Raw genomic sequence first — 23157 nt, 5'->3', positions numbered from 1 at the left:
GATCGATAACCTGGAATTGGGAACTGACTGCACCGGGTGCTCCGGTATTTCTCTGGAACTTCTCGGGACCGTAAACTACCGAAGCCTCTACCACCGGGGCATACACGGTCGCAAGCAAGGCAGCAATGACAACAAATAGAAGCAGGCGATTTAATTTTAGCATAAAATCACATCAGATATAATCCAGCGAATACTCACCAATTGATATAACACTAATAATTTGTAATGTGGATATATATTTCCATTGAAAAATTTTACGAGGTCTGATAAATCCTACAATTTATATAAAAGTGCTTTTAATAGTCAGGGTAAAGTGTCGACAAGGATAGTCTGATAGTTATAAATAGCCAGTATGATTCTGGCTCAGGAAAAAGAAAAGAAAGATGTTTATACCAACATCTATCTCGATACGCTGCGGAGTTCCCTCAACACTTTTAATGAAGTTTCGAGGATCTCCATGTACATCTTGATACGCTCTGGATAAATTTCAGTCGCCATCCTGCCCGATATTTCGTTGATCTTGGCGATGACCACCGTCTCGACGGCCGCCTCGTCCAGGGTCGTGTCGCCCATGACGACGCTGACCTGCCGCTGCTGGGGTATCTCTGCCACTCTTCCCTTCTTAACCGGCTCCAGCGCCTGGGGTGAGACTGCGGGCCTGGTCTCTACCGGTACTGCGAGGCTGGACTCCTCTTCCTTCTTCTCCGCGGAGTCGCATACCGGGCAGACTACCTTGCCGTGGTACTTGAACATGGGGGCGCCGCACTTACAGTGCTTGGCCAGCATGGTGCCGCCGCGCTCCAGCATCTTGGTCACCTTTTTCAGGTCCTGGTCTTCCATCGTATCACGTCTCTCCTATCTCTGCCGGAACGCCCTCATAAAGGTTTCTCTCTCCCCGGGGTGAAGGTTTATAGCCTTGCAGCGCGGCTTATTATCTGATGGGGAACGCGCTGAACAGGTCAATAGAGGCCCAGGCGATGAAAATCCTGCGCATGGAGAGGGCGCTGGTAGTGGTGACGGGCGTCCTGACCCTTATTATGCTCGGGGCGGCGATCTACTTCGAGAAGGTCTTCGGCATCCTGCCTTATTCCTTCGCCATCGTGCTGGTATCCTTCGCGGTCTCGTATGTGTGCTTCTGGGCGCTCTTCAGCTTCTTCAAGGGCGACTTCCAGCACCGGGCTCCCGGGAAAGGCAAAGCCAGAATGGCCTTGTGGGCGGCCACAGGCTATATCGCCATCGCTTCCACTGTCGTGTATGTCGTTTCCTTCGCCATGATGGGGCTGAATATGCCGTGGGCAGGCCCGGGCAGAGAAAATCTCTATATCTGCTATTTCCTCGCTGCCGTATGTGCTATCTTCCTGTCGAGGAGCGTGGCGTTCTACGCGAAACTACGCTCGTACGTCATACGCTCGCTGAATAGCATGGCCCGGTAAGGTTTATATCTATGCCCTGCAATTATTCATCTAGAGAAGACCGAAAATTTTTTTCGTAAAACGATGAGTACCGGAAGCCCCTCACAGGCGCCGTACTGATCCAATTTTCGATCGACCAACCCAAGGTGGTGCACATGTCATCAAACGCTGACGCCGTAATCAAGCAGTGTGTGGAAGTGCTGTCCCGTATCAAGGACGACGACACAGTACCCCGCAACATCAGGAGAAACGCGGATTCCGTGAAAAACATATTGCTCAACAACAGCGAGACGCCGGCGGTCAGGGCAGCGTCGAGCATATCCATACTCGACGAGATCTCCAACGACCCCAACATCCCGCTGCACACGAGAACGCTGATCTGGAACATCGCCAGCCAGCTGGAGACGATCTCCGTCGATGGCTGAGATCTTCAGCCATATCTTTGTAGGCGGCTGAATCCTTCAGCCGTATCTCCGTATGTGCTGAAGGCCTCAGCCGTAAACCCCTTTATTTCAACTGGAATAGGCTCTTTTTTGTCTGGTTTACCCGGCTACTGCATGCCTGTTACTTAGTTTTAACTGATCGGTACCCTGGCTATCCGCTATAATAGTGCCTGCAGGAAAATCTGTCGCCCTTTTTTCCACAATCGGGGGGCAGAACCGCCTTAATTGCGGCATTTCCGGTCGATATGACCATCAAATCTATATACGAATATACGACTAATTATCACTAACACGGAAGTGTCCTTTAGTGACCATCATAGTGAGCGAAGACGACGACGAAGCGGATTATAGTCCGTTTGCTTTTCTCCAGTCGTCCGTGAAGGGCGACGTCTTGAACGTATCGCACGACTACCGGTACCAGAAAATGGGCTACTACGTCTCCATGCACGCCGAAATGTGCGGCAGCCGGGTAACCCCGAGGTGCTCGGATATTCTAGACACGCACCGCAACCCGCTGCTCATGATCCGGGCGGCCCGGGCAGGCATTCCGTGCCTCCCGTACACTCTGGTCTCTAAGTATGAGCGGAACATGGGTCTGCCGGCGCTGTGCTTTGCAGTAAACCCGTATACGTGCAACTCCGTAACCCAGGTCAAGTCAGAGTCCAAGATGCTCCGCACCATGAAGAGCCTGAGCATGAACAACCGCTACCCCGTATCGGTGCAGCCCCTGGTGGGCGACGTCCTCGAAGCCGTGCAGGCTTTCGGGGAAACGGACGTGCCGGAGGCGAAGTCGATCGCCCGAAAGTTCTACGCCGAGTTCAGGATTCCGATCGGCAAGCTGATCCTTCAGGTTGTCGGTGGCGAGGCCCGGCTGTCCCACTTCGAGCCGGCGCTGAAGCACGAGGTCGACTGGGGCCTGGTTCACGATCAGGTACGCAGCCTTCGGGGATAAACATGCAGATAGGGTGCTTCGTAGAGAAGTATAACTTCCACACCAAAGACGAGACCCTGGCCCTGGAGCGCTTTAAAAGCACGGCCGAGGCCATGGGGCACGGGTTCGAGTTCATCTTCAAGAAGGATCTCAACCGGCTGCAGGAGTTCGACGCGATCTTCATCCGGGCGAACACCGACCCGATGAACACTGCCTACGTCGTGTCCCGGATGGCCGACGCCATGGGCAAAGTGGTCATCGACGACCCCCACTCGATCAGGATCTGCTCGAGCAAAGTCGTGCTGGACGGGCTGTTCAGGCAGAACGATATTCCTTCGCCGAAGTCGCTGCTGTTCGACGGTAACTACCGGCCGGAGAGCATACGATCTGTATTCGACTACCTGGGGTTCCCGGTAGTGGTGAAGGCACCGTACACTAAGTTCTCCTCCCACGTGGAGAAGGCTCACGACGAGGCCGAGTTAAGGGAGATCACGGCCCGCTATCTTAAGAACGCCACTCCGATCGTGCTACAGGAGTTCATGCCCACCTCTTTCGACTGGCGGGTCGGCATGCTCGACAACAAGATCCTCTACCTATGCAAGTACCTGATGCCCAAGGGCGGATGGAAGGTCAAGTCCATCGTCAACGGCAAGCACGTCTGGGGCGACACTGTGCCTATCTTCAGGAAAAACATTCCCCGGAAGCTGGAAGACCTGGCTGTCAAAGTCTCTAAGTGCGTAGGCGACGGCCTCTACGGCCTGGATATCAAAGAGGTCGACGGCGGGTACTACTGCATCGAGATCAACGATAATCCGAGCTTCTACGGCGGCCTGGAAGACGCCAAGGACCGGGACATCTACGAGAAGATCATCGAACGGCTCACCTCGGGCAGGCCGGTCAAGCCCGGCACCTACCGGGTAGAGCCGGCGGCGGCCGCCTTCGAGGCCGGCCGGGGCCGGGCTGCCGGATACTGAGCTGTACAAAGGTGCAGGCGGCCCCGGCCGGGGCCACCCAACCGCTGTCTCTTATTTATATTTCTTCGTTCAGCGAAGTGAACGTGTCCAGGTGGTCTTCCTCTTCTTCCAGAATCTTCCGGAATAAGTGTGCAGTGGTCACGTCGCCTTCCTTTTCGGCGGTCTGGATGATCTGCTTGTAGAAGTTGACCGCGAAGGTTTCCGTCCCGATGTCCGCCTCGATCATCTGCTTCAGGTTATCCCCGACCGTTATATTTTCCGGCTTGGTGGTGGGCTTCCCTCCCAGGAAGAACAGCCTCTCCCCGATCTTCTCCGCGTGCTTCATCTCCGCGATGGCGATCTCCTTGAACGCGTCCTTAGTCGCGTAGCCCTTTACCCCTGACCACTGCACGTGCTGCCACATGTACTGGATGGATACCTGCAGTTCCCTCGCAATGGCTTTATTCAGCATATCTAGTAGCTCTGTTGACGTCATGTTTACTACCCTCATATAATAATACTATGATAAATTTGGCCAAATGATTATATAAAACAGTACCCGATAAAAAATCGGCCTTTAAACCGGGGCCTGGCGGCTCCGGTTGCCGGTTGCTCTCGGGCGTAAGGCCAGAGCGCAGCAGGCAGGCTTACCTGCCGCCGCCGAGAGCCTCATGCACTTCCGCGCCGGCGATCTTCGTCATGGGCCTGCCGGTGATGCAGTAGTAGTTCGTGCCGAGGAAGTTCTTGTTCTTGTACACGTCGCACGTGGGGCAGATACAGGCTACTGCGTTGGGCTTCTTCTCGCTCCTGTCGTTGTAGCAGTACGCTTTCTTAGCCTCGTCCTTGGGCTTGGTCGGGCATTCCGGGCACTTGCACGACGATTCTATCCACTTCTTCTCTTCGTCAGATACGCCAATCATCAGTATCACCGATACTAAAACGAAGAGTGCGGATAAAATGGTGTCCTGCGATTATTGCGGAACACAACAATTCAGTAGTCCGCCGCCAGCCCGTTCCTGGTCACCCTTTCATTAGGTATACCGAAATTTTTAGATAAAGCATATATATCATACAACCAATCCCCTCGATCATGCTATCCGAAAGGGCGGAAGACTACCTCGAAGCCATCTACGTCGTGCACCTGAAGAAGGGCTACGTGAGGGTCAAGGATCTATCCAGCCAGCTCAGCGTCAGCTGCCCAAGCGCTATCGAGATGCTGAAGAAGCTCGACGAGAAGCGCCTCATTCACTACGAGAAGTACGGGGGCATCACGCTTACCGCCGAGGGCGAAGAGATCGCCCGGGTCATCAAGGACCGGCACGACACCCTCGTCCGGCTGCTATCCATCGCAGGCGTGCCCGGAGACATCGCCGACAAGGACGCATGCGTCATCGAGCACCACCTCAGCCCGAAATCGCTGGAACAGCTGAAGAAACTGGTGGCCGCCCTGGAGGGCGGCGAGAGAGCCGAGTGCGTGCAGAACCTGTGCATAAAAAACTAGGCCGGGGCCGGGACGCCCTAACTTCTCTAGAAAGCCGTCCGGCGCTCCGAACATCGATCGGGGAGCCGTTATTGCCACCTAGCAGCCATGTAGTGTTTGTCGGTGCGGTGCCGCAACCCCGCACCCGCACAACGAACGAAAGAACGAGGGAATAACATGGGATGCAACTGCGGTGGAAACTGCAAAGACTATGGAAAGCCCGGGTGCCTGTGCGCACTGCGAGACCAGAAAGCCCTGACCGAAACTGCGGACGATTCTCAGGACGCCGAGTCCGAGTAGCTTCGTGGAAAGCCTCCGTTTCAGGCATTAGCCGCCTCAAATCAACTTCCTGTCATGCCGGCGCTCCAACTGGTACTTCCTCCGGTGCCGGCTTTGACAGAGGAAGCTTAGTTCTTCGTAAACCCTGCTTTGTTACCTGCGGATATACTTCGTCCTTCCTTCGTCGGGAGAGCTTGAGCCGAAGGCTCACCATTCGCCCGCATTATTCTCAGGCTAGCTATATATCAGAATGCTCGTATATTATCAACATCAGCAGGGCATGCCGGCCGCATCGCGGCCGAGAATCGGGTTTCCGCACTCCGCCGGGCCTCCGCCCGGCCATGAAAAAGTATAAGTACACATAACCCATCAAATGTGCTGGATTATCGAGCCGTATCAATTAGGCTGGATTATCTATCTATCGAGCCTTATCATTTAGGCAAATTTCCTACAAGGAGGAATCAGATGGCAGTAGTTTATGATGTGCCGGCCACTGCATTTATCGGCAGGACCGCACAGAAGCTTAAGGAGTCCGGCAAAGTCACGCCGCCCGCCTGGGCAGCTGACGTAAAGACCGGCGTGCACAGACAGCTGCCGCCAGCACAGCCTGACTGGTTCTATACCAGAAGCGCCTCACTGCTGAGGAGGATCTACACTGATGGTCCCGTCGGCGTGCAGAGGCTCAGGTCGCTGTATGGTGGCAGGAAAAACCGTGGAGCCCGTCCGGACAGGCACGAGCGCAGCGGCGGCGCAGTAATCCGCAACTCGCTTCAGCAGCTGGAGAAGGCAGGGTACGTCAAGGCCGTAAAAGATGGCAGGGTCATCACCCCCGCAGGCATGTCGTTCCTGGACAAGATCGCCACGGAAATGGTGAACGAAAAGGCTCAGCAGAAGCCTCAGGCGTAAGCTACCTGGAACTGCACAACATACCAATAACCGGAGTGACAGAACATGAGCGGTGACGAGCTGGATGAAATTCGCCGGCGTAAGCTGGAAGAGATGCAGCGAGCCCAGCAGGACGATATAGCCAGAGCGCAGCAGCGACAGCAGGTCGAGCAGCAGAAGGCTATGATCTTGCGTCAGATCCTCACCCCGGAAGCCCGCGAGCGGCTGAATACCATCCGGATGACCCGGCCAGACTTCGTAGAGAACGTCGAGGCACAGCTCATCGGGCTGGCGCAGAGTGGCAGGCTCGCCAAACAGATCGATGACCAGCAACTGGTCAGGATTCTGGAACAGATACAGCCCAAGAAGCGGGACATCAAGATCACGCGGAAATGAAGGTACAGGTCCTGTACAGCGGGGGCAAAGACAGCTCGCTGGCAGCCATATTGCTTGAACCTTTCTTCGACGTGGAGCTTGTGACTTGCACGTTCGGGCTGGAGAACACGTGGGAAAATGCTAAAGAAGCGGCCCACGAGATAGGATTTCCGTTCAAGCTCGTAAGGCTCGATCCTGCGATCCTTGACGAAGGCATCGACGAAATGCTCAAATTCGGGTACCCCCGGCACGGGATAAGCCTCGTGCACAGAAGGGCGCTCGAGACCGTAGCAGTGCTGGGAGAGGCGAAACACATCGCCGACGGCACCAGGCGGGATGACCGCGCACCGAAGCTTTCAATGGGAGAGATCAGGAGCCTGGAAGACCGGCACGATATCAGATATATCAGGCCGCTCGCAGGTTACGGCCGCCATGCGATCGAAGATTTGATCGCGGAGCACCTCGAAATCATCGAGGGCGACACCTCGGCGGTGCCAAAGGCAGATTACGAGACTGAGATCCGATCATCGATGAAGACACGCCTGGGGGTTGAGACCTATGACAGGATTTTTCCCCCTGAGCATACCCAGTCAAGGGTACTGAGAAGGTATAGTTCATGACTAAGAAGTCGAAGGGCAAGAAGATGCGGTTGGCAAAGTACACCAACCAGAACAGAAGAGTTCCGGCGTGGGTGATCATGAAGACCAACAGGGCTGTCATGAGCCACCCGCAGAGGCGGAGCTGGCGCAGAACCAGTCTGCCCGAGTAAAGGAAGTGTCGGATTATGGCAGAAGAGAACAAGGCAACTGAGCAGATCTACACTATTCCGCTCAGGGAAGTCAAGGATTACCCCGTGTGGAAGCGGAGCAACAAGGCGATCAAGGTCATCCGCGAGTACCTCAGCAAGCACATGAAGATTGATGAGGACAAGATCAAGATCAGCTCTGAGCTCAACGAGGCTGTCTGGGAGCACGGCATAGAGAAGCCGCCCAGCGCAGTCCGGGTCAAGGCCGTCCGTTCCGAGGAAGGCGTGACCGCGCAGGTAGTGGGTAGCGAGTAAAATCGCTGGCAGTGATTTATTCGCCGGCAGTGAGTAAAATTGCTGATGGCGAGTAAAATCGCTGGCACCGAGTAAGCGAGCAATGCGAGAGATACTAAAAGGCGATTAACCGATGACCATCAGGCAGATTGACTTTTACGGCTACCCGTACGTGGGCATATACGCTGCGAACACAGAGCAGGTCGTAGTGCTCCCGCCCGATCTGCCGCAGGCTACCGTGGACACCGTCGCCGAGACGCTGGGCACCGCTGTGGTTCGCACGCTCATCAACGAGAGCACTCTAATCGGCTCCATGATGACGGGCAACAGCAACGGTTTCATCGTTTCGGACCTGACGCTGGACAAGGAAGCACAACTGCTGCAGGAGCACGGGAAAGTAACCCGGCTTAAGGGCAAGATGACCGCGGCAGGTAACCTCATCCTGGTCAACGATACGGCTGCGCTGGTCCACCCGGCGCTGACTGACAAGAACATCGAAGCGATCGAGAAATCCCTCAAGGTCGAAGTCAGACGCGGCACTATCGGCGGCCTCAAAACCGTCGGCATGGCCGGCTGCGCTACTAACAAGGGCATTCTCGTCCACCCCCGGGCAACCGAGGAGGAGCTCACGGTCCTCGAGGACCTGTTCAAGCTCCCGGTGGACATCGGCACAGTCAGCTTCGGATCCCCTCTCGTGGGATCCGCGATCCTCGCGACCACTAAGGGACTGATTACAGGCACCAGAACGTCTGGTCCGGAGCTAGGCCGGATCGAGGATGCGCTGGGCTTTATCGAGGAGTGAATTCATTATGGCTAAATTCGTAGTGCAGGGATCGTTCAAGGCTGGCGTCCAGTGGGAGAAATTCTCCAAGGAAATCGAGGCCGTCAACCCCAAGAACGCCGAGGAGAAGGTGTACACGACCTTTGGCAGCAAGCACAAGGTCGAGCGCCGTCTGATCAAGATCGAGTCCGTGAAAGAGGCGTAAGCCATGGCAGCCGAGGCAAACGAGGACCAGATTCGCGACCTCGTCGCGAAGATGCAGGCCTATCAGGGCCGCATGGAGGCACTGCAGCAGCAGGCCAACCTGATCCAGGCCTCCGTCAACGACGTAGACGCAGCCCTGAAGGCGATCACCTCGCTGGAAGGCGCCACCGAAGGCCACGAAATGCTGGTCCCCATCGGGGCAGGCTCGTTCGTCCACGCGACCATCGCGAAGCCGGACAAGGTGCTCGTCGGCCTGGGCGCAGACATCAGCGTCGAGCGGACCGTCGCCGACGCCAGAGCCCTTTTCCAGACCCGGCGGACGGAGCTGGAAAAGGCGATGGCAGAGGTCAACGGAGTCCTAAACCAGGTCACCGGAGAGCTCATGCGCCTGCAGCAAGAGGCGGAAAAGTACAGACAATAGATGTGGCATTAAACATAATAGTGGCCGGAGGTGCCGTCGATGTTCGATAAGCTAAAACAAAAGCTCAACGAATTCAAGCAAACGATCGACGAAAAGGTGAAGGCCGTGTCCGGAGCGCCTGCTCCAGAGACGGAAGCACCTAAAGCCGAACCTTCCCCCCAGCCTCAGGCTACCACTAACACATCAGCCACATCATCCCAGCCTGCTGCTCAACAGCCGGCTGAAGCCGCTCAGGCTCCGAAGCCCGCCGAAGCTCCGGCAGCTAAGGTGACCGAGAAACCCGCCGAGAAACCGGCTGGCGGCATTTTAAACAGAGCTATCGCCCTGACTAAGGGTGAAGTTGTTTTATCCGAAAAGGACCTCGAAGCCCCCCTCTGGGAGCTGGAGATGGCCCTGCTGGAGAGTGACGTCGCTCTTCCCGTGGCCGAGTCTATCATCAAGCGGGTCAAGGAAGACCTCACCGGCCAGCACAAGAAATTTTTACGCTCGACGGGCGATCTGGCGGAAGACGCGCTCAGAGACTCCATCGCGAGCATTCTTAATACTAACGCACTGGACTTCGACGATTTTGTTAAAAAGAGCAACAGGCCAGTCATCATCACTTTTATCGGCGTCAACGGCGCCGGCAAGACCACCACCATCGCCAAGCTCGGCGAACGCCTGAAAGAGCAGGGCTACGGCGTGGTCATCGCCGCAGGCGACACCTTCCGGGCGGGTGCCATCGAGCAACTCGAGAAGCACGCCGACCGGCTCGGCCTCAAGATGATCAAGCACGCGCAGGGCGCAGACCCGGCTGCTGTGATATACGACGCCGTCCAGTTCGCCAAGAACAACAAGAAAGACATCGTCTTAGCCGATACGGCAGGCAGGCTGCACACCAACATCAACCTCATGGAGCAGCTCAAGAAGATCAGCCGGGTCGTCAAGCCCGATCTCGTCATCTTCGTCGACGAGGCCATCGCAGGCAACGACGCCGTCGAGAGGGCCAAGCTGTTCAATGACGCCGTCCCTGTCAGTGGCACTATTTTAACGAAGGCAGACGCCGACGCCAAGGGAGGCGCAGCCATCTCCATCGCCCATATCACGGGCAAGCCGATTTTATTCTTAGGCGTGGGCCAGGAGTACAAGGATTTAAAGAAGTTCGAGACGGACTGGTTCGTGGACCGGCTGTTCGAGCGCTAACTTTTTAGAAAAGTTCCTCAGGCCTCACGTTAGCGTTACCAATGTACTGTACTGTAACTGGCACGTAACCCGTAACGCCTTCCGGGATCGATTCTCTAATAACGAAGACGTAGTGGTTGCCCTGTGATCCGCCATACGGGTGCACGCCGACCGCTATTTCCATCCTCGCGTAGATCTCGATGGTATGGTTGCCCGGGCTCACGGGCTTCAGCCTTTCATCGAGATAGATATAGGACGTGTAATTTTCTACATAGGGTATCTTCGCCGATATCGTATAGCCGGCGGAACTGGTGTTCGCGATCGGGTGTAGCGGACGATTCGCTAAACTGGCTACTGTGGCATTGGTTGTCTCGTTGTCCTTTGGTCCGAGAACCATGCGGGACCGAAAGATCAGGTCGTCAAAAGCCGGCTCGGTTTTGTTGATCGTGTACATCCCGTACTCGTCGAGCGTCATGTTTGTCAGGTGATCGCCACTCCTGGAAGGCCAGACCTTGTAAAAGTCGGTACTGTCGAACCTGGCTTCGATCATCTGACCATGGCTTGTGTTGACCACTTCCACATACCTGGTACCGTGGTAGCCCCACCCGTTGATGCCCACGATGTTCACGTCGAATCCTCCGTCGCCTATGTTTTTGTAGAGGCTTCCATTGAACTTCCCCCCGAAGGGCAGAATAACCCTACCATCGACTGCGGGGGCTGGAAGCATGATGACAGCCGAACCGTCATCAGTGGTGAAATTCTCCAGGCCGCTGACGTTGATATTGTATTCATAGTATGGAAACATCTCGTAGGCAGGGTCGTCGCAGCCCGCTACTATGACGGCTACAACTATCAGCAGGATGACTACGATAAGTTTGTAAGCCGTCGCGTAAAAGGCGCTAATATAAAACTCTCCTATAGCCCTGCTCTTATTTATCTGTAATAACTATAAATCTTTATATAACAAGCGCCCGATCTGGTCACCCATATATAGAATCGCCTGTCAGGCCGGCCTCATCTACGCTCCGCCCTACTAGTGGGAGCAATTTGTACACTGACGTTCTGGCCCGGACGGGCTATACGCCGACCGAATACTGGTAGCGGACTTCCACCGGCACGTAGCCTGTCACGCCGCCGGGAATGGTCTCGTCAATCGTGTACGTGTGGATCTCGAACCTGCGGACGCCCTCTTCCGAGGCGTTGACCTTGTTGTGGTTGAGTTTCACGATCATCTTTCCCTCTACTTTGAGGGTGCTGTCGTTGCTCAGGGGTCTGAGCGCCGGGTCGACGTAGACGTACGTGCTGTAATTGGTCTCCAGGGTGCACAACTCGGGTACGTAAGCGACGGGTAGCAGAGGCGTGTTTAAAAATTTCTTAACAGCTGTCCGGCCCTGGGCGCCGGTAGGATAATTAAGCGGCTCAACATATCCGGACGCTATGACGTGGACATCGTCGAAGGACGGGGTCTTGTTGATCCTGTCCGGCACCACTCCCGGAAGCCCCGAGGTATTTTGCCCCGGCGAGACTGCTATGGGAGTAGCCCTGGCATAGCTCTCGTAGTAATCGGTCGTGATGATCCGGGCTTCCAGCATGGGGCCTTCGGAGGTGTTCACAGCTCGCAGGCTCTGCATCCCGTGGTAATGCTGGTTAGAGTCATTGGGATAGTTCACCCACCAGCCTTCTGTGAGCAGGGGTTTACCATCGGCCCCGGGCAGGGGCATCCTGATAACCGCGGAACCATCGTCTGTCGTAAATCCCTCGAGGCCAGTGACAGACAGCCTGTAATCGTAGTCCGGGAGCCGGGGCGAGAACGGATCGTCGATCGATCCCAGGTAAGCGAAGATATAGCTGAAGAAGGCGGCCAGCGCCAGCATGGACAGGATGATGAGGAGCGTGATCGCGATGGATAGCAGTTTCAACCTTCTCCGGTACCGATCTGACTTCTCCTGCCCTACCATAGTAATCCTCTTTGACCAGAAACACTAAAGGGCCTGCAATGTCTTAAAGATCGCCCCTGCCTCCGGCGATGGCGAGATCGACGACGTTTCCCCGGGCGGCTGATTACCGGCTTTCACCGTGACATAAATTTATAAATCGCGGGGTGGACTTTCTGCATGTTTACCTATGAGGCCGCTCATCTTCGGAAACGGTTCGCTCCTCGTCTGCGTGGACGAGCGGGGCATAGTGAGGGATTTTTACTACCCGTACGCAGGCATGGAGAACCACGGCGGGTTCATGCGACTAGGCCTTTACGACCTGGCCCGGAAGCGTTTCGCGTGGCTGGAGGACTGGGAAAAGCGGCAGAGCTACGCCCGGGAAGCACCCGACCCCTCAGGGTCGGCGTACGACGTATCTATGGTCGGAGAAACCGACTACTTTAATCCGGCTTTCGGGGCGGAGGTCGCCGTCAGGAGCATGGTGCACCACGATCGGAACGTGTTCCTCCGGACCATCACCGTGAAAAACAACCTGGGAGAGCCTTCGCAACTGAGGCTATTCTCATCACAGAGCTACCATATCCTGGAGAACAACTTTGCCAACACGGCAGTGAGGGACGGCCCCATGATGAACCACTACAAGCGGGACCGGTTCTTCATCCAGAGCTCCAAACCGGTGTTCGACCAGTTCACCACGGGCATCTCCGAGTGGAGAGACCGCCAGGGCACCTGGAAGGACGCGGAGGACGGGGTGCTGGAGGGCAACATCGTGTCCCATGGTACGGTGGACTCAACTATCGGGTGGACGCTGCCGGAGCTGCAGCCCGGGGAAGCATCAACTGTGAGGTTCTGGGTGTGCGTCGGCCGCCATTTCCGGGAGGCCAAGGAAATCCAGGACTGGGTTCGGTCCCGGGACGTGGACAGCCTCTACCAGGAAAGCTCCCGGTACTGGAGCTCCTTCTCCGTAAAAGCCCAGAGCCACGGCCACCTTTCGAGCTATTCGGCTCTCCCGGAAGACGTGCGTGACGCGTTTTCCCGCAGCCTGCTCACAGTGTTCTGCCACATAGACCGCGGGGGCTCGATCATCGCGTCGTGTGACTCGCAGATCAAGCAGCAGGGAGCTGATTACTATACTTATTGCTGGCCCCGGGACGCCGCGTGGGTCGCAATGGCGCTGGATCGGGCAGGGTACCGGTACCTGTGCCGCAACACCTACAAATTCTTCAGCCGGATCCTCGACCGCCGGGGCTTCTTCCGCCACAAGTACACGCCAGCCGGCGATTTAGGCAGCACCTGGCACCCCCTGCCCATGATCCAGATCGACGAAACCGGATTACCATTATACGCTTTGTACCGGCACTGGCTGGAGGACCGCAACATCATGACCATCTCCTCCCTGTACGAGCCGCTGGTCCGGCCTGCCGCTGATTTCCTCGTCAGCTTCATCGACCCGGGCACAGGCCTGCCCCGGCCCAGCTTCGACCTGTGGGAGGAGCGCAAGGGCGTCTATGCGTACTCGTGCGCCTGCGTGTATGCAGGGCTGCACAGCGCCGCTTTAATCGCCTCGCTGATCGGCGATGAGGGCGCCCAAATGAAGTGGGGCACGATGGCAGAATCCGTTCGTACTGCCGCAGTTGACCGGATGTACGATCCGGCGCTGGGCCGGTTCAGGCGAGGCGTGGGGGACGATACCGTGGACGCGTCGCTGTTCGCCGTCTGGTACCTCGGCCTGGTGCCGCCGGATCACCCGGCTGCCGGGGGCACGATGAAAGCCATCGAAGAGAAACTGATCCGGCCCGATGGGGGCGTAGCAAGATATGAGGGCGACTGGTACCAGGGCTTCATGAACAGCTGGCCGTTGTGTACTCTGTGGCTGGCCGAGTGGTACATCTGCCGCGGCGACCTGGAAAAGGGCATGTCGCTCATCCGCTGGGCCATCGGCCATTCGGCAAAGGGAGGCCTGATGCCTGAGCAGGTGAACGAAAGGGGGGAGCCAGTCTCAGTGCTGCCCCTCGCCTGGTCCCACTCGACGTTCATGACCGTGGTAATCGAGTACCTAGAAGCCATGGCCGGACGGATGTGGTCTCCGTTTTAAACAGGCAGCAGAGGGAGAATCAGTTAGGTACACCTGTACAGAATAATCTCCTTACTCTCTCTCCCCGGCATAGGGGATTATCCTGCGTCAGAACTCTCCAAGGCAGGATTAACCCCTTTATTTCTACTGGAGAGGGTGTCTTCCGGCTCTTTCGCCCTGCTCTCAAGCAGGGCCGCCCGTAGCTGGATTTCGACTGTCCCGCAGACGTAAAGCTTATTATCCTGCCGTCAGATATGAATAGTATTCTTTTACTATTCAAACGGTAAAATAAAAGGCGGTATTCTTGTGTTGAGGCCCAGAAGGTTTGCGTTGATCGCATCTTTGATCGTATTCACCGTGGCGCTGTTCGCGCAGCCGGCCATGGCTGAACAGCCGGAGCAGGAGTGGACCTATTCCACGAACGCGTACATCACGGCTTCTCCCGTGTACCAGAACAATGTGCTCTACGTGGCGTCTCAAAACGGCAAGCTGTATGCGCTCTACACGCCCTACGGCTCCGCCCAGTGGAACTTTACCACTCATAACCAGACTCCTTCTGCCATTCAGGCGACGCCTCTCGTGGTGACTGACCAGGTGACCAACACCAGAATGGTCTACTTCGGCAGCGACCAGGGCACGATGTTCGCCGTCAACGGCCTCACCGGCAAGGAAGTATGGCGCTTCCAGGCTGACTCCTCCATCGACAGCACTCCTGTCTTCTACAACGGTATCCTCTTCTTCGGCACCTTCAACGGTAAAGTGTACGCGCTGGCTGTCGAAGATGGCCACGAGTACTGGAACTTTACCACCGAGGGATGGATCAGCGACGGCATCGAAGCCAAGGACAACGTGATCTACTTCGGCTCCCGGGACGGCAACCTCTACGGCGTCGAGATCGGCAACGGGAAGCAGAAGCTGAAAACCAGCCTGAACAGCAGGGTCAACGCTCCGACTATCTGGGGGGATAACATCTACGTGGGCACCCAGGACGGGTATCTGTATTGTATCGACCGGTACAGCGGCAACCAGCAGTGGAAATTCCAGACTGACGGCGCTATCGTGTCCAGGCCCCTGGTGCAGCTGAACACCGTCTACATCGGCTCTGCAGATGGTAACGTGTACGCGATCAACGCGACCAGCGGAAAACAGGCGTGGAGCTTCCCCACCCAGGACGGGGTCAAGGCAACCCCGGGCTTTGACAGCGGCATCCTCTACATCGGCTCGGGGGACAAGAACGTCTACGCAGTCGATGCCAGAATGGGCCTGCAGTACTGGAAGTACAACGTCGGCAGCGCCGTAGACACGACCCCGGTCGTAGGAACCGGCACAGACAAGAAGAAATACCTCTACTTCGCCACGGTGAACGGGGATGTCATCTCGCTGAAGCTGCCGGACACCCTGATCATGGCCACCCCGACGCCGACCCCGAGGCCGATAGCCACGCCCACTCCAGTGCCCTCGCCGACGGTAACGATAACCCCGACGCCGGTACCCCTGCCCTCGGTCAGCCCCGAACCCCAGTCCTGGTGCCCGCTTCCCGGGCTGCTTGCCGCTGCGCTGGCAGTAGTCGGACTAGTATACTACAGGCGCCGGTAAGGGCGCCAGCTCAAACCTGGCGGTGCCAGTTTTCGCCTGGCGGACGAGGCGGCGTTAAATTGAAATTTGGCGCAGGCTGCCTGTCCGCCTTACCTTTTTATCTCCTCCGCGAAAAGGCCTTACAGCCTGCATATTATCAGCGACTGCCGCCGATTGTATTCGCACAAAATAATATATTAAACTCGTCATATAATTTTGGTGATCCGATGGAGACAGTAAAAGTCAAGGCTGACGAGCAGTTTCAGGACCGGGAGTTTTACCGGGAGAGCCCGTTTAAAACCGACAAGATCGCTTTTAGCCTTTACAACTTCGAGCCGTGGCAGGCGCTGCCGATGCAGAGGAACCCCGGGAGTGACACGATCCTGTATTTCACCGACGGGGAAGCGTTCATGCTCATCAACGATGCAGTGTTCGGGGTCAGCCCCGGCGATGCCATGTACGTGCCCGCAGGGGCCGCCTACGGTGTGCTGGCGGGAGAAAACGACCTGAACGTGGTCTCGATCCAGGGCCCGAAACCAGTCGAAGCCCGGAAGGAAACAGGTCTGTTATTCAGGTGTCCGGAATGCGCGCTGGAGGCGCCGCTGACCACCGGGACCGACACCGGGGACTTCAACATGTGCCCGCGGTGCGAGACCATGGTCAAGCTGACCAGGCAGCCCTCGAGCTTCAGGGCGGAGAAGACCACTGAAACGCCCCCGCCCGAGCCCGAGCAGATGACCGAGACAGGCCAGGCAGCAACCGGAGAAGGGGAAACAGAGCCGGAAGCTAAGCTGGAGTTCGGCGTGATCGACTTCCAGCCGTGGCAGGCGCTATCCATGCACAAGAACCCGGGTAGCGACACGCTGCTGTACGTCGCCCAGGGCCAGGGCATCATGTTCGTCGACGACGAACACAAGTCTATCGACGCGAACGAAGCTATCTACGTGCCTGCCGGCGCCACCTACGGGATCATGGCGGCGGACAACCAGATGACCGTCATGACCGTCCAGGGCCCGGTACCGGTCGAAGTACAGGACGTAGGCGGCCTGGAATACGAATGCCCCATCTGCAACCTGGAAACCCCGGTGACGACCAACACTTTCGACGGGTGCATCACCGTATGTCCCCGGTGCAACGTCAAGCTCAAGCTGACGAAAGCAGAAGACATGTTCAAGGCTGAGGAGACCACTGAGAAAGCTCCGACGGAGGCAGAGGCGCAGTAAAAGCTTATCGGTCCGGGGAAGCGTAAACGCTGCGCCCTTCTCCGTAGTAAGAATCGTAGATATGCCGGTAGATAACGTCTCACTTAGTGCGATATAGATAGGAGTATTGTGCCCGGGTAGCATGATCAAAGCGTCTTTGATCCCCGCGCTCACTTCAGCCCGTGACTGCTGCTGGTTTATCCAGTCGATCACCCCTTTTTATTTTCTTCGAAAACGAATTAGTTGATATAGGTTTACCGGCATACAAGTAAGCCGTTAAACATGACAGACGGCGAGCCTGAAACCGGCCGGGCCGATAGCGACAGCTTATCCAGAAGTTCCACTATAACCTCTGCTCCAGCCCAGAAATGCTTCAGCGATACTGCTACCAACAATTGCGCTTACTGTGGCAAGCTGGAGCTGTTCCCCGCCAGGTGCCCGAAATGTGGGGGCAAGTACTGCGCTGCCCACCGGGGGCCGGAGAGCCACGAATGCCCCGGCCTTGTTCTTGAAAGCCCATCCGCAGCCAGCGACGAGCCTGTCGTTATCGAACCGGTTCCAGTGCAGCAGCCTCTGCCGGAAAAATCGGTTGAGACTGTTGTGATTCAACAGATGTCGGCTCGCCATATGCCGGAGCCGCGTAAGAAGCCGGGGTGGCGCAGGTTCGCCCTCCTCTTCGTCGCCATCGCAGTTACTCTCGTGGTTCTGGGCGGCATCGGCGCCATCGGGTACTCTATCCTGTTCCCGCCCGTGTGGACAGAGGAGCTGCCTTTCCAGAACAGCACCGGCCAGTACGATTCTGTCGTTAAATACCGCAACGCCACCGACGTCTCCTCCGCAAACCTGTCACTGTTCCTCGCTTCCACGACTCCCGCCCTGGAGGCCGCCATCTTCGAGGACCCCGACTACAGGCCGGTGGAGTACGCGGTGCTGCTGCACGACGAAGCCCAGCGGCACCAGATCAACTGCAGCGTAATAGACACCGATATGGCCGGCAACGTCCCTGGCCACGCCCTTGTGGCGTTCCGCACCACGGACGCCGGCATGGTCTACGCCGACCTGACCGCCATGAACGTCTCTGCCTCTGACTACTCCGGGCTGGACTACTCCCGGGTACGGCTGCTCAGGCAGGCGTGGAAGTTCACCCTGCCCCCTATGAACGCCAGCGGCGGCCACCCGGAGGCGACCGAGCGCCGGGATGCGCAGCCCGTCACCTACGCAGAGCTGGAACGCTTCCTCGCAGGCGACCGCACCGAGAACCAGACCTATGTCATGCCCGACTATACCTGCCTGGACTTTGCAGTAGCCCTCCACGACCGGGCGGAAGAGGCAGGCATCAAGAACGGGATCGTAGCCGTATCCTTCGAAGGCAAAAAGGACGGCCACGCGTTCAACGTGTTCCCCACTGCCGACAAAGGCCTGGTCTACATCGACAACACCGGCCTGAACAGGACCCGCCTGGCCGACGGCGACCGGCCCACCGACAACGTGATCTACCTTCTGGGAGGGGAAGAGCTTGGCTCGCTTCCGATGGCGCAGGTCGCCGGTAACCTCGACTACGCGTTTTACCTCGACCGCAAAGCGAAGATCGTCGCCTACCACGAGCAGTGGAGACAGTACGGCGAAAATCTCTCGGAGTACAACGCCGAAGTAGCCGACTTCAACGCCCAGTCCGCCGCCAACAACAACTTCTACAACGCGTACAGCGCCGAATGCGATCAGTACGCTGCCGCGGTCGCAGAATACAACCGCCAGATGGACCTGCACAACCAGGCTGTACTCACGGGCAGTTCATCCGTACCCCCGGCCCCGTCCAACCTCGCCGAGCTGCAGGCCTGGAAGGCCCGGCTGGACGGCAAGTACGACCAGTACTCGACCGAGTGGTCACGGCTGAACAGGTGGAGCAAAGAGCTCGACGGCAGGCTGGCGAACCTCAAAGCCTGGCGCAGCAAGCTCGTGAACTCCGAAGAGTACCACTGGATCACCTATACCCCGCCGGGAGTGGTGGACGTGGTCGAGGTATACTGGGGATGAGCGCTGCTTACTATCCTCTTCTGGTTGCTTATGTGGCGTGAGACAGCAATACGAGCGCTGCGCTGTGCCAGATCACAGATTCCGACAGATGCCACAGATTACACAGATACGGCTCGGTAAGAAGGGAAATGGTTTACGGTAGATCTGATTGATCCAGTAACTATCTGTGCAATCTGCGCAATCTGTAACAATCTGTGATCCTGGCACAGCGCAGCGCTCGTCCACGTTCACGAGCACAGAGACAACCTCTTATCGAGCACTGGAGTAAACTGAAGCCAGCACAGCGCAGCGATCGTCAGCGTTCACGGGTTCATGGATAACGATAAAAGTACAAGGAGCGGTGAAGTACCCACCGCTCTGTAAACTGCTCATTTATATCGCTTCAGGATATCTGCTGCACCGATGGCAAAGACCGCCCCTATGAACGCCGCTATGATCAAGGCGGGATTATTGAACGGCGACGGCGCAGGCTGGGCAGTGACATTTGCTGCCGGCGTAGCGGTGGCAGCTAGAGTAAGCTGGTCGGCGACGAAGGTCACGGCGTTCGTATCCAGGTACTTCCACGCGGGCAGGACGTCGATGCTGATCGGCTTCGACTTGAGGCTGCCATTGGCATCGACGTGCTCTGCGTAAGCGGTGTATTTGCCGGCGGGGACTTCGGAGATGAAGCCAGGGGCGTCTGCAGACTCGTAGGTCGGGATCGTCAGGTTAGCCGTCTCGTTGGCGAGGTAGACTGTGCCGGCCAGTGGGTTTCCGGCTACGTCGGTGATGCTCCCCCAGAGGAACCCGGTACTGGAAATCTCCGGGTAATCGGTCAGTTGAATGTCCTTTGCATTAAACTTGACAAGCCCCGCATCGGTGGGGTACCAGAGCATGTCGTTCAGGCTCGTCTCGTAGACTTTTCCATCGGTGGCCATCCGTCAACGAGCATACGGGGTGCCTGAGTATAACTGCATTGAGGTCTACTGTATCAGTGACTGACGTACAGGGGAACTTTTTGTCTGCAGCCTTGCTTATGAGTGGTGTACGGGGGAACTTTTTGGTAAAAAGTTCCCCCTGCGCCCCCTCAAAAACATTGCTTTCCTGTTGCCCTTCGGGCTATGATCGGGTGTCGAGAGTCAGGGGAACCTTTTTGGAAAAGGTTCCCCCGACACCCCCTCTAAAACTAGCTCCCAAAACGTTTTATCTACCTTTCACCAATTAGCTACGATGAATTTCGAGAGGAAGCACATCATCTCGACCAAGGACTTCTCCAGAGATGAGATTGACTTCATACTGGACAGGGCGGCCAGGCTCGAGCCGTATGCCCGCAAAGGAATGACAGTCCTCAATGGCAGGATTGTTGCCACTTTATTCTACGAGCCTTCTACCAGGACCCGCCTGTCCTTCGATACTGCGGTTAAAAGGCTGGGCGGCACGACCATCGGCTTCGACAGCGCCACTTCCTCCTCGACTGTAAAGGGAGAGACGCTGGCTGACACTATCCGGATCATCGATTCTTACGCTGACGCCATCATCCTGCGCCACCCAAGGGAGGGCGCGGCCCGCATGGCCTCCGAAATATCAAAGGTGCCGGTCATCAACGCCGGTGACGGGGCGGGGCACCACCCGACCCAGACGCTGCTCGACCTGTACACGATGCGCAAGGAGTGCAAAAAGCCGATCAGCGACCTCAACGTCGCCATCGTGGGCGACCTGAAGTACGGCCGGACGGTGCACTCGCTGGCCTACGCACTGTCGCTATACGGCGCCAAGCTTTCATTCGTCTCGCCGGAGCAGCTGAAGATGCCGGCGAGCATCATCAACTATTTGAAGCGTAAAGGCCTCAGCATCACCGAGACCTCCAGCATGCAGGATGTCATGGCTTCCGCTGACGTGCTCTACATGACCCGCATCCAGAAGGAGCGGTTCCCCGACCCCGCCGAATACCAGAAGGTGGCCGGGACCTACCGGATTACCCCGGAGTCGCTGGCCAGCATCGACGGCGATACGATCGTCATGCATCCCCTGCCGAGGGTGGACGAGATCGCTCCCGAAGTGGATGCGACGAAGCATGCGCGGTACTTCCAGCAGTCCTTCTACGGTGTGCCGGTGCGTATGGCAGTCCTCTCGCTGGTGATGGGTGTGGACATATGACAGAAAAAAGAGAGCTCAGAGTTAAGCCGATCGTCAACGGCACAGTGATCGATCACATCTCCTCAGGGCAGGCTTTGAACGTGCTGAAGATTTTGGGCATCAACGCCAGCTCCAAGTACGTGGTGAGCGTGCTCATGAACGTCCCCAGCGGGGAAATGAAAGGCAAAGACGTGGTCAAGATCGAGAACAGGGAGATCGACCCGGAAGAGCTGGACAGCATCGCGCTGATCGCCCCGAGGGCCACGATCAACATCATCCGCCACTACGAAGTCGTGGGCAAGCACCGGGTGGACCCGCCCCGGGAAGTATCCGGGCTGGTCAGGTGCGGCAACCCGAACTGCATTTCTAACACGAACGAGCCTGTCACCTCCCGCTTCGCGGTCGAGAGATCAGGTGACGAGGTGAACTTGCGCTGTTCGTACTGCGAGTTCGTGATCGACCAGGATATCGCAGAGCATTTACTCTAACATTTTCTACGAAGGTTTCAGGGATGGAAAGGGAAGAGATCGTGAAGAAGCTCGTCAGCGGCGAGCTCAAGTTCTACCAGGTGGAAGAGGTCACTGCGACCAGGAAGGACGCCGTCGAGGCCCGGAGGGCCGCAGTAGAGGCGCTCACCGGAGTCAGGCTGGAAGCAGTCGGCCACTATTCTTATGACGCGGAAACCGTCACCAAAAAGAACATCGAGAACGCCATCGGCGCCATCCAGGTTCCGGTAGGCGTGGCGGGGCCGATCCGCATCAACGGCGAATATGCAAAGGGCAACTTCTACATTCCTCTCGCTACCACCGAAGGAGCTCTCGTGGCCAGCGTCAACCGGGGCTGCTCGGTCTGCACGCTCGCGGGCGGCGTAAACACCGTGGTTTTCCAGGACGAGATGACCCGGGCGCCGGTAATGACCGTCTCCAGCCTCACTCAGGCGAAGGAGATCATGGACGCGCTGAAAACTCCTGAAGTAATGGCCGAGATCCGGGCAGTCGTGGCCACCACGACGAGACACGGCGAGCTGTTGAGAGTCGATCCCTACGTGGTGGGCAAGAGCATCTTCCTGCGCTTTGCTTACGACACCAAGGACGCCATGGGCATGAACATGGTCACCATCGCCAGTGAGGCCGTGATGAACCTCCTGGAGAATAAGTTCCCCGGCACCAGGCACGTCACCGTGTCGAGCAACATGTGCACGGACAAAAAGCCGGCCGCCATCAACGTCACCGAAGGCAGAGGCCGGACCACCGTGGCCGAAATCACCATCCCTAAGGATATCGTCGCCTCGAAGCTCAAGGCGACCCCGGAGCGCATCTGCTACGTGCACTACCGTAAGAACTTCCTGGGATCGGCCAGGGCAGTGTCGTTCGGCTTCAACTCCCACGTGGCCAACGTGGTCGCCGCCATGTACATCGCCTGCGGCCAGGACCCCGCTCACGTCGTGGAGGGCAGCAACGCCATCACTTCCGCGGAATTAACCGAAAACGGCGACCTGCAGTTCTCCGTATCCATGCCCTCTCTGCCCTTAGGCACGGTCGGCGGCGGCACTAGCGTGGCCACCCAGGCAGAATGCCTCAACCTGCTAGGCGTCAGAGGCGGAGGCAACCCGCCCGGCTCCAACGCCCGCAAGCTCGCGGAGATCGTCGCCTCGGCCTCGCTGGCCGGCGAACTGTCCCTGATCGGCGCCCAGGCGTCCCATGACCTCGCCAGGGCCCATGCCAAGTACGGGCGGTAGATAAAAAACATACCAACGCTGTGCCCGGCTTTCGCGGCACAGCCCGCACCTGTTTTTGCCAGCGCAGGCACGGCATCACGGCTCCGGCGAAGAGCGCCATGCAAACGTCTTAACCCCT

General features: G+C 57.3%; 28 protein-coding genes. 22 read left to right on the top strand and 6 right to left on the bottom strand.

The window, feature by feature from the left end; translation table 11 throughout:
- Nucleotides 1-399: 399 nt before the first annotated feature.
- Complete coding sequence (locus ACPLPM_RS01380) at nt 400-840, bottom strand: Sjogren's syndrome/scleroderma autoantigen 1 family protein (RefSeq protein ID WP_424358445.1); 441 nt, start codon at nt 838-840, stop codon at nt 400-402.
- Between the two features lie 98 nt (nt 841-938).
- Between ACPLPM_RS01380 and ACPLPM_RS01375 the strand changes: the two genes are divergently transcribed.
- The 4 genes from ACPLPM_RS01375 to ACPLPM_RS01360 all read left to right on the top strand — a co-directional run bounded on the left by ACPLPM_RS01375 (nt 939) and on the right by ACPLPM_RS01360 (nt 3760).
- Complete coding sequence (locus ACPLPM_RS01375) at nt 939-1433, top strand: hypothetical protein (RefSeq protein WP_424358444.1); 495 nt, start codon at nt 939-941, stop codon at nt 1431-1433.
- Between the two features lie 134 nt (nt 1434-1567).
- Nucleotides 1568-1837, top strand: a complete 270-nt coding sequence (locus tag ACPLPM_RS01370) for a UPF0147 family protein (RefSeq protein WP_012036142.1) — start codon at nt 1568-1570, stop codon at nt 1835-1837.
- 325 nt (nt 1838-2162) lie between these two features.
- Nucleotides 2163-2807, top strand: a complete 645-nt coding sequence (locus ACPLPM_RS01365; protein WP_424358443.1) for a RimK-like ATPgrasp N-terminal domain-containing protein — start codon at nt 2163-2165, stop codon at nt 2805-2807.
- 2 nt (nt 2808-2809) lie between these two features.
- Nucleotides 2810-3760 carry an ATP-grasp domain-containing protein gene (locus tag ACPLPM_RS01360; RefSeq protein WP_424358442.1) on the top strand — a complete coding sequence of 317 codons (951 nt, stop codon included), beginning with the start codon at nt 2810-2812 and terminating at the stop codon, nt 3758-3760.
- Between the two features lie 55 nt (nt 3761-3815).
- Here ACPLPM_RS01360 and ACPLPM_RS01355 read toward each other — a convergent pair whose 3' ends face one another.
- Together ACPLPM_RS01355 and ACPLPM_RS01350 are read right to left on the bottom strand one after the other, a co-directional pair.
- Nucleotides 3816-4235 carry a ferritin-like domain-containing protein gene (locus tag ACPLPM_RS01355; protein ID WP_424360019.1) on the bottom strand — a complete coding sequence of 140 codons (420 nt, stop codon included), beginning with the start codon at nt 4233-4235 and terminating at the stop codon, nt 3816-3818.
- A gap of 151 nt (nt 4236-4386) precedes the next feature.
- Nucleotides 4387-4659 carry a DUF2769 domain-containing protein gene (locus ACPLPM_RS01350; protein WP_424358441.1) on the bottom strand — a complete coding sequence of 91 codons (273 nt, stop codon included), beginning with the start codon at nt 4657-4659 and terminating at the stop codon, nt 4387-4389.
- Nucleotides 4660-4829: 170 nt separating this feature from the next.
- Here ACPLPM_RS01350 and ACPLPM_RS01345 point away from each other — a divergent pair, with 170 nt between their 5' ends.
- The 11 genes from ACPLPM_RS01345 to ftsY all read left to right on the top strand — a co-directional run bounded on the left by ACPLPM_RS01345 (nt 4830) and on the right by ftsY (nt 10385).
- Nucleotides 4830-5240, top strand: a complete 411-nt coding sequence (locus ACPLPM_RS01345) for a metal-dependent transcriptional regulator (RefSeq protein ID WP_424358440.1) — start codon at nt 4830-4832, stop codon at nt 5238-5240.
- A 156-nt stretch (nt 5241-5396) separates the two neighbouring features.
- Nucleotides 5397-5519 carry a hypothetical protein gene (locus ACPLPM_RS01340; RefSeq protein WP_424358439.1) on the top strand — a complete coding sequence of 41 codons (123 nt, stop codon included), beginning with the start codon at nt 5397-5399 and terminating at the stop codon, nt 5517-5519.
- Nucleotides 5520-5963: 444 nt separating this feature from the next.
- The gene (locus ACPLPM_RS01335; protein WP_424358438.1) at nt 5964-6404 is read left to right on the top strand and encodes a 30S ribosomal protein S19e; all 441 of its coding nucleotides are present in this window, start codon (nt 5964-5966) and stop codon (nt 6402-6404) included.
- A gap of 45 nt (nt 6405-6449) precedes the next feature.
- On the top strand, nt 6450-6779 hold the full coding sequence (locus tag ACPLPM_RS01330; RefSeq protein WP_424358437.1) for a DNA-binding protein: 330 nt from the start codon (nt 6450-6452) through the stop codon (nt 6777-6779).
- Nucleotides 6776-7378 (top strand): DUF7411 family protein, encoded by a 603-nt coding sequence (locus ACPLPM_RS01325; RefSeq protein ID WP_424358436.1) that lies wholly within the window; start codon nt 6776-6778, stop codon nt 7376-7378. The genes ACPLPM_RS01330 and ACPLPM_RS01325 overlap by 4 nt, the downstream gene beginning before the upstream one ends.
- The gene (locus tag ACPLPM_RS01320; protein ID WP_048198368.1) at nt 7375-7527 is read left to right on the top strand and encodes a 50S ribosomal protein L39e; all 153 of its coding nucleotides are present in this window, start codon (nt 7375-7377) and stop codon (nt 7525-7527) included. The genes ACPLPM_RS01325 and ACPLPM_RS01320 overlap by 4 nt, the downstream gene beginning before the upstream one ends.
- 15 nt (nt 7528-7542) lie before the next feature.
- Nucleotides 7543-7818 (top strand): 50S ribosomal protein L31e, encoded by a 276-nt coding sequence (locus ACPLPM_RS01315; RefSeq protein ID WP_424358435.1) that lies wholly within the window; start codon nt 7543-7545, stop codon nt 7816-7818.
- Nucleotides 7819-7930: 112 nt separating this feature from the next.
- Nucleotides 7931-8599, top strand: a complete 669-nt coding sequence (locus ACPLPM_RS01310) for a translation initiation factor IF-6 (RefSeq protein WP_424358434.1) — start codon at nt 7931-7933, stop codon at nt 8597-8599.
- A 7-nt stretch (nt 8600-8606) separates the two neighbouring features.
- Entirely contained in the window at nt 8607-8783 is a 177-nt protein-coding gene (gene rpl18a / locus ACPLPM_RS01305; RefSeq protein ID WP_424358433.1) for a 50S ribosomal protein L18Ae, read from the top strand.
- A gap of 3 nt (nt 8784-8786) precedes the next feature.
- A complete protein-coding gene (gene pfdA, locus ACPLPM_RS01300; RefSeq protein WP_424358432.1) occupies nt 8787-9203 on the top strand; it encodes a prefoldin subunit alpha in 417 nt (138 codons plus the stop codon).
- 39 nt (nt 9204-9242) lie between these two features.
- Entirely contained in the window at nt 9243-10385 is a 1143-nt protein-coding gene (gene ftsY / locus ACPLPM_RS01295; RefSeq protein WP_424358431.1) for a signal recognition particle-docking protein FtsY, read from the top strand.
- Nucleotides 10386-10389: 4 nt separating this feature from the next.
- Here ftsY and ACPLPM_RS01290 read toward each other — a convergent pair whose 3' ends face one another.
- Nucleotides 10390-11169, bottom strand: coding sequence for a hypothetical protein (locus ACPLPM_RS01290; protein WP_424358430.1), 780 nt, complete (start codon nt 11167-11169; stop codon nt 10390-10392).
- 271 nt (nt 11170-11440) lie between these two features.
- Complete coding sequence (locus ACPLPM_RS01285; RefSeq protein ID WP_424358429.1) at nt 11441-12322, bottom strand: hypothetical protein; 882 nt, start codon at nt 12320-12322, stop codon at nt 11441-11443.
- 166 nt (nt 12323-12488) lie between these two features.
- Here ACPLPM_RS01285 and ACPLPM_RS01280 point away from each other — a divergent pair, with 166 nt between their 5' ends.
- The 4 genes from ACPLPM_RS01280 (at nt 12489) to ACPLPM_RS01265 (ending at nt 19186) form a co-directional block, all read left to right on the top strand.
- Nucleotides 12489-14396 carry a glycoside hydrolase family 15 protein gene (locus tag ACPLPM_RS01280; RefSeq protein WP_424358428.1) on the top strand — a complete coding sequence of 636 codons (1908 nt, stop codon included), beginning with the start codon at nt 12489-12491 and terminating at the stop codon, nt 14394-14396.
- Nucleotides 14397-14681: 285 nt separating this feature from the next.
- A complete protein-coding gene (locus ACPLPM_RS01275) occupies nt 14682-15971 on the top strand; it encodes a PQQ-binding-like beta-propeller repeat protein (protein WP_424358427.1) in 1290 nt (429 codons plus the stop codon).
- Between the two features lie 206 nt (nt 15972-16177).
- Nucleotides 16178-17173, top strand: a complete 996-nt coding sequence (locus ACPLPM_RS01270; protein ID WP_424358426.1) for a cupin domain-containing protein — start codon at nt 16178-16180, stop codon at nt 17171-17173.
- Nucleotides 17174-17434: 261 nt separating this feature from the next.
- Entirely contained in the window at nt 17435-19186 is a 1752-nt protein-coding gene (locus ACPLPM_RS01265; RefSeq protein WP_424358425.1) for an AN1-type zinc finger domain-containing protein, read from the top strand.
- 368 nt (nt 19187-19554) lie between these two features.
- Here the strand turns inward: ACPLPM_RS01265 and ACPLPM_RS01260 are convergent, their stop codons facing one another.
- Nucleotides 19555-20103 (bottom strand): hypothetical protein, encoded by a 549-nt coding sequence (locus tag ACPLPM_RS01260; RefSeq protein ID WP_424358424.1) that lies wholly within the window; start codon nt 20101-20103, stop codon nt 19555-19557.
- Between the two features lie 292 nt (nt 20104-20395).
- On the opposite strand from ACPLPM_RS01260, the gene pyrB reads away from it, so the two are divergent.
- Genes pyrB through hmgA form a run of 3 tightly spaced genes read left to right on the top strand, consistent with a single transcriptional unit; the run spans nt 20396 to nt 23039 of the window.
- Complete coding sequence (gene pyrB / locus ACPLPM_RS01255) at nt 20396-21322, top strand: aspartate carbamoyltransferase (protein ID WP_424358423.1); 927 nt, start codon at nt 20396-20398, stop codon at nt 21320-21322.
- Nucleotides 21319-21789 carry an aspartate carbamoyltransferase regulatory subunit gene (gene pyrI, locus ACPLPM_RS01250; RefSeq protein WP_424358422.1) on the top strand — a complete coding sequence of 157 codons (471 nt, stop codon included), beginning with the start codon at nt 21319-21321 and terminating at the stop codon, nt 21787-21789. Before pyrB ends, pyrI begins: the two co-directional genes overlap by 4 nt.
- Nucleotides 21790-21812: 23 nt before the next feature.
- Nucleotides 21813-23039, top strand: a complete 1227-nt coding sequence (gene hmgA / locus ACPLPM_RS01245) for a hydroxymethylglutaryl-CoA reductase (NADPH) (protein ID WP_424358421.1) — start codon at nt 21813-21815, stop codon at nt 23037-23039.
- Nucleotides 23040-23157 lie beyond the last annotated feature (118 nt).

The organism is Methanocella sp. MCL-LM, assembly GCF_049676595.1.
In the GTDB taxonomy this organism is placed as follows: domain Archaea; phylum Halobacteriota; class Methanocellia; order Methanocellales; family Methanocellaceae; genus Methanocella_A.
This window is presented reverse-complemented; position numbering and strand designations above follow the sequence as displayed.

Bases quoted from the DNA above. Each gene is read 5' to 3' on its own strand.
- ACPLPM_RS01380 (WP_424358445.1), bottom strand. From the start codon at position 840: ATGGAAGACCAGGACCTGAAAAAGGTGACCAAGATGCTGGAGCGCGGC.
- ACPLPM_RS01375 (WP_424358444.1), top strand. From the start codon at position 939: ATGGGGAACGCGCTGAACAGGTCAATAGAGGCCCAGGCGATGAAAATC.
- ACPLPM_RS01370 (WP_012036142.1), top strand. From the start codon at position 1,568: ATGTCATCAAACGCTGACGCCGTAATCAAGCAGTGTGTGGAAGTGCTG.
- ACPLPM_RS01360 (WP_424358442.1), top strand. From the start codon at position 2,810: ATGCAGATAGGGTGCTTCGTAGAGAAGTATAACTTCCACACCAAAGAC.
- ACPLPM_RS01355 (WP_424360019.1), bottom strand. From the start codon at position 4,235: ATGACGTCAACAGAGCTACTAGATATGCTGAATAAAGCCATTGCGAGG.
- ACPLPM_RS01350 (WP_424358441.1), bottom strand. From the start codon at position 4,659: ATGATTGGCGTATCTGACGAAGAGAAGAAGTGGATAGAATCGTCGTGC.
- ACPLPM_RS01345 (WP_424358440.1), top strand. From the start codon at position 4,830: ATGCTATCCGAAAGGGCGGAAGACTACCTCGAAGCCATCTACGTCGTG.
- ACPLPM_RS01340 (WP_424358439.1), top strand. From the start codon at position 5,397: ATGGGATGCAACTGCGGTGGAAACTGCAAAGACTATGGAAAGCCCGGG.
- ACPLPM_RS01335 (WP_424358438.1), top strand. From the start codon at position 5,964: ATGGCAGTAGTTTATGATGTGCCGGCCACTGCATTTATCGGCAGGACC.
- ACPLPM_RS01330 (WP_424358437.1), top strand. From the start codon at position 6,450: ATGAGCGGTGACGAGCTGGATGAAATTCGCCGGCGTAAGCTGGAAGAG.
- ACPLPM_RS01325 (WP_424358436.1), top strand. From the start codon at position 6,776: ATGAAGGTACAGGTCCTGTACAGCGGGGGCAAAGACAGCTCGCTGGCA.
- ACPLPM_RS01320 (WP_048198368.1), top strand. From the start codon at position 7,375: ATGACTAAGAAGTCGAAGGGCAAGAAGATGCGGTTGGCAAAGTACACC.
- ACPLPM_RS01315 (WP_424358435.1), top strand. From the start codon at position 7,543: ATGGCAGAAGAGAACAAGGCAACTGAGCAGATCTACACTATTCCGCTC.
- ACPLPM_RS01310 (WP_424358434.1), top strand. From the start codon at position 7,931: ATGACCATCAGGCAGATTGACTTTTACGGCTACCCGTACGTGGGCATA.
- rpl18a (WP_424358433.1), top strand. From the start codon at position 8,607: ATGGCTAAATTCGTAGTGCAGGGATCGTTCAAGGCTGGCGTCCAGTGG.
- pfdA (WP_424358432.1), top strand. From the start codon at position 8,787: ATGGCAGCCGAGGCAAACGAGGACCAGATTCGCGACCTCGTCGCGAAG.
- ftsY (WP_424358431.1), top strand. From the start codon at position 9,243: ATGTTCGATAAGCTAAAACAAAAGCTCAACGAATTCAAGCAAACGATC.
- ACPLPM_RS01290 (WP_424358430.1), bottom strand. From the start codon at position 11,169: ATGTTTCCATACTATGAATACAATATCAACGTCAGCGGCCTGGAGAAT.
- ACPLPM_RS01285 (WP_424358429.1), bottom strand. From the start codon at position 12,322: ATGGTAGGGCAGGAGAAGTCAGATCGGTACCGGAGAAGGTTGAAACTG.
- ACPLPM_RS01280 (WP_424358428.1), top strand. From the start codon at position 12,489: ATGAGGCCGCTCATCTTCGGAAACGGTTCGCTCCTCGTCTGCGTGGAC.
- ACPLPM_RS01270 (WP_424358426.1), top strand. From the start codon at position 16,178: ATGGAGACAGTAAAAGTCAAGGCTGACGAGCAGTTTCAGGACCGGGAG.
- ACPLPM_RS01265 (WP_424358425.1), top strand. From the start codon at position 17,435: ATGACAGACGGCGAGCCTGAAACCGGCCGGGCCGATAGCGACAGCTTA.
- ACPLPM_RS01260 (WP_424358424.1), bottom strand. From the start codon at position 20,103: ATGGCCACCGATGGAAAAGTCTACGAGACGAGCCTGAACGACATGCTC.
- pyrB (WP_424358423.1), top strand. From the start codon at position 20,396: ATGAATTTCGAGAGGAAGCACATCATCTCGACCAAGGACTTCTCCAGA.
- pyrI (WP_424358422.1), top strand. From the start codon at position 21,319: ATGACAGAAAAAAGAGAGCTCAGAGTTAAGCCGATCGTCAACGGCACA.
- hmgA (WP_424358421.1), top strand. From the start codon at position 21,813: ATGGAAAGGGAAGAGATCGTGAAGAAGCTCGTCAGCGGCGAGCTCAAG.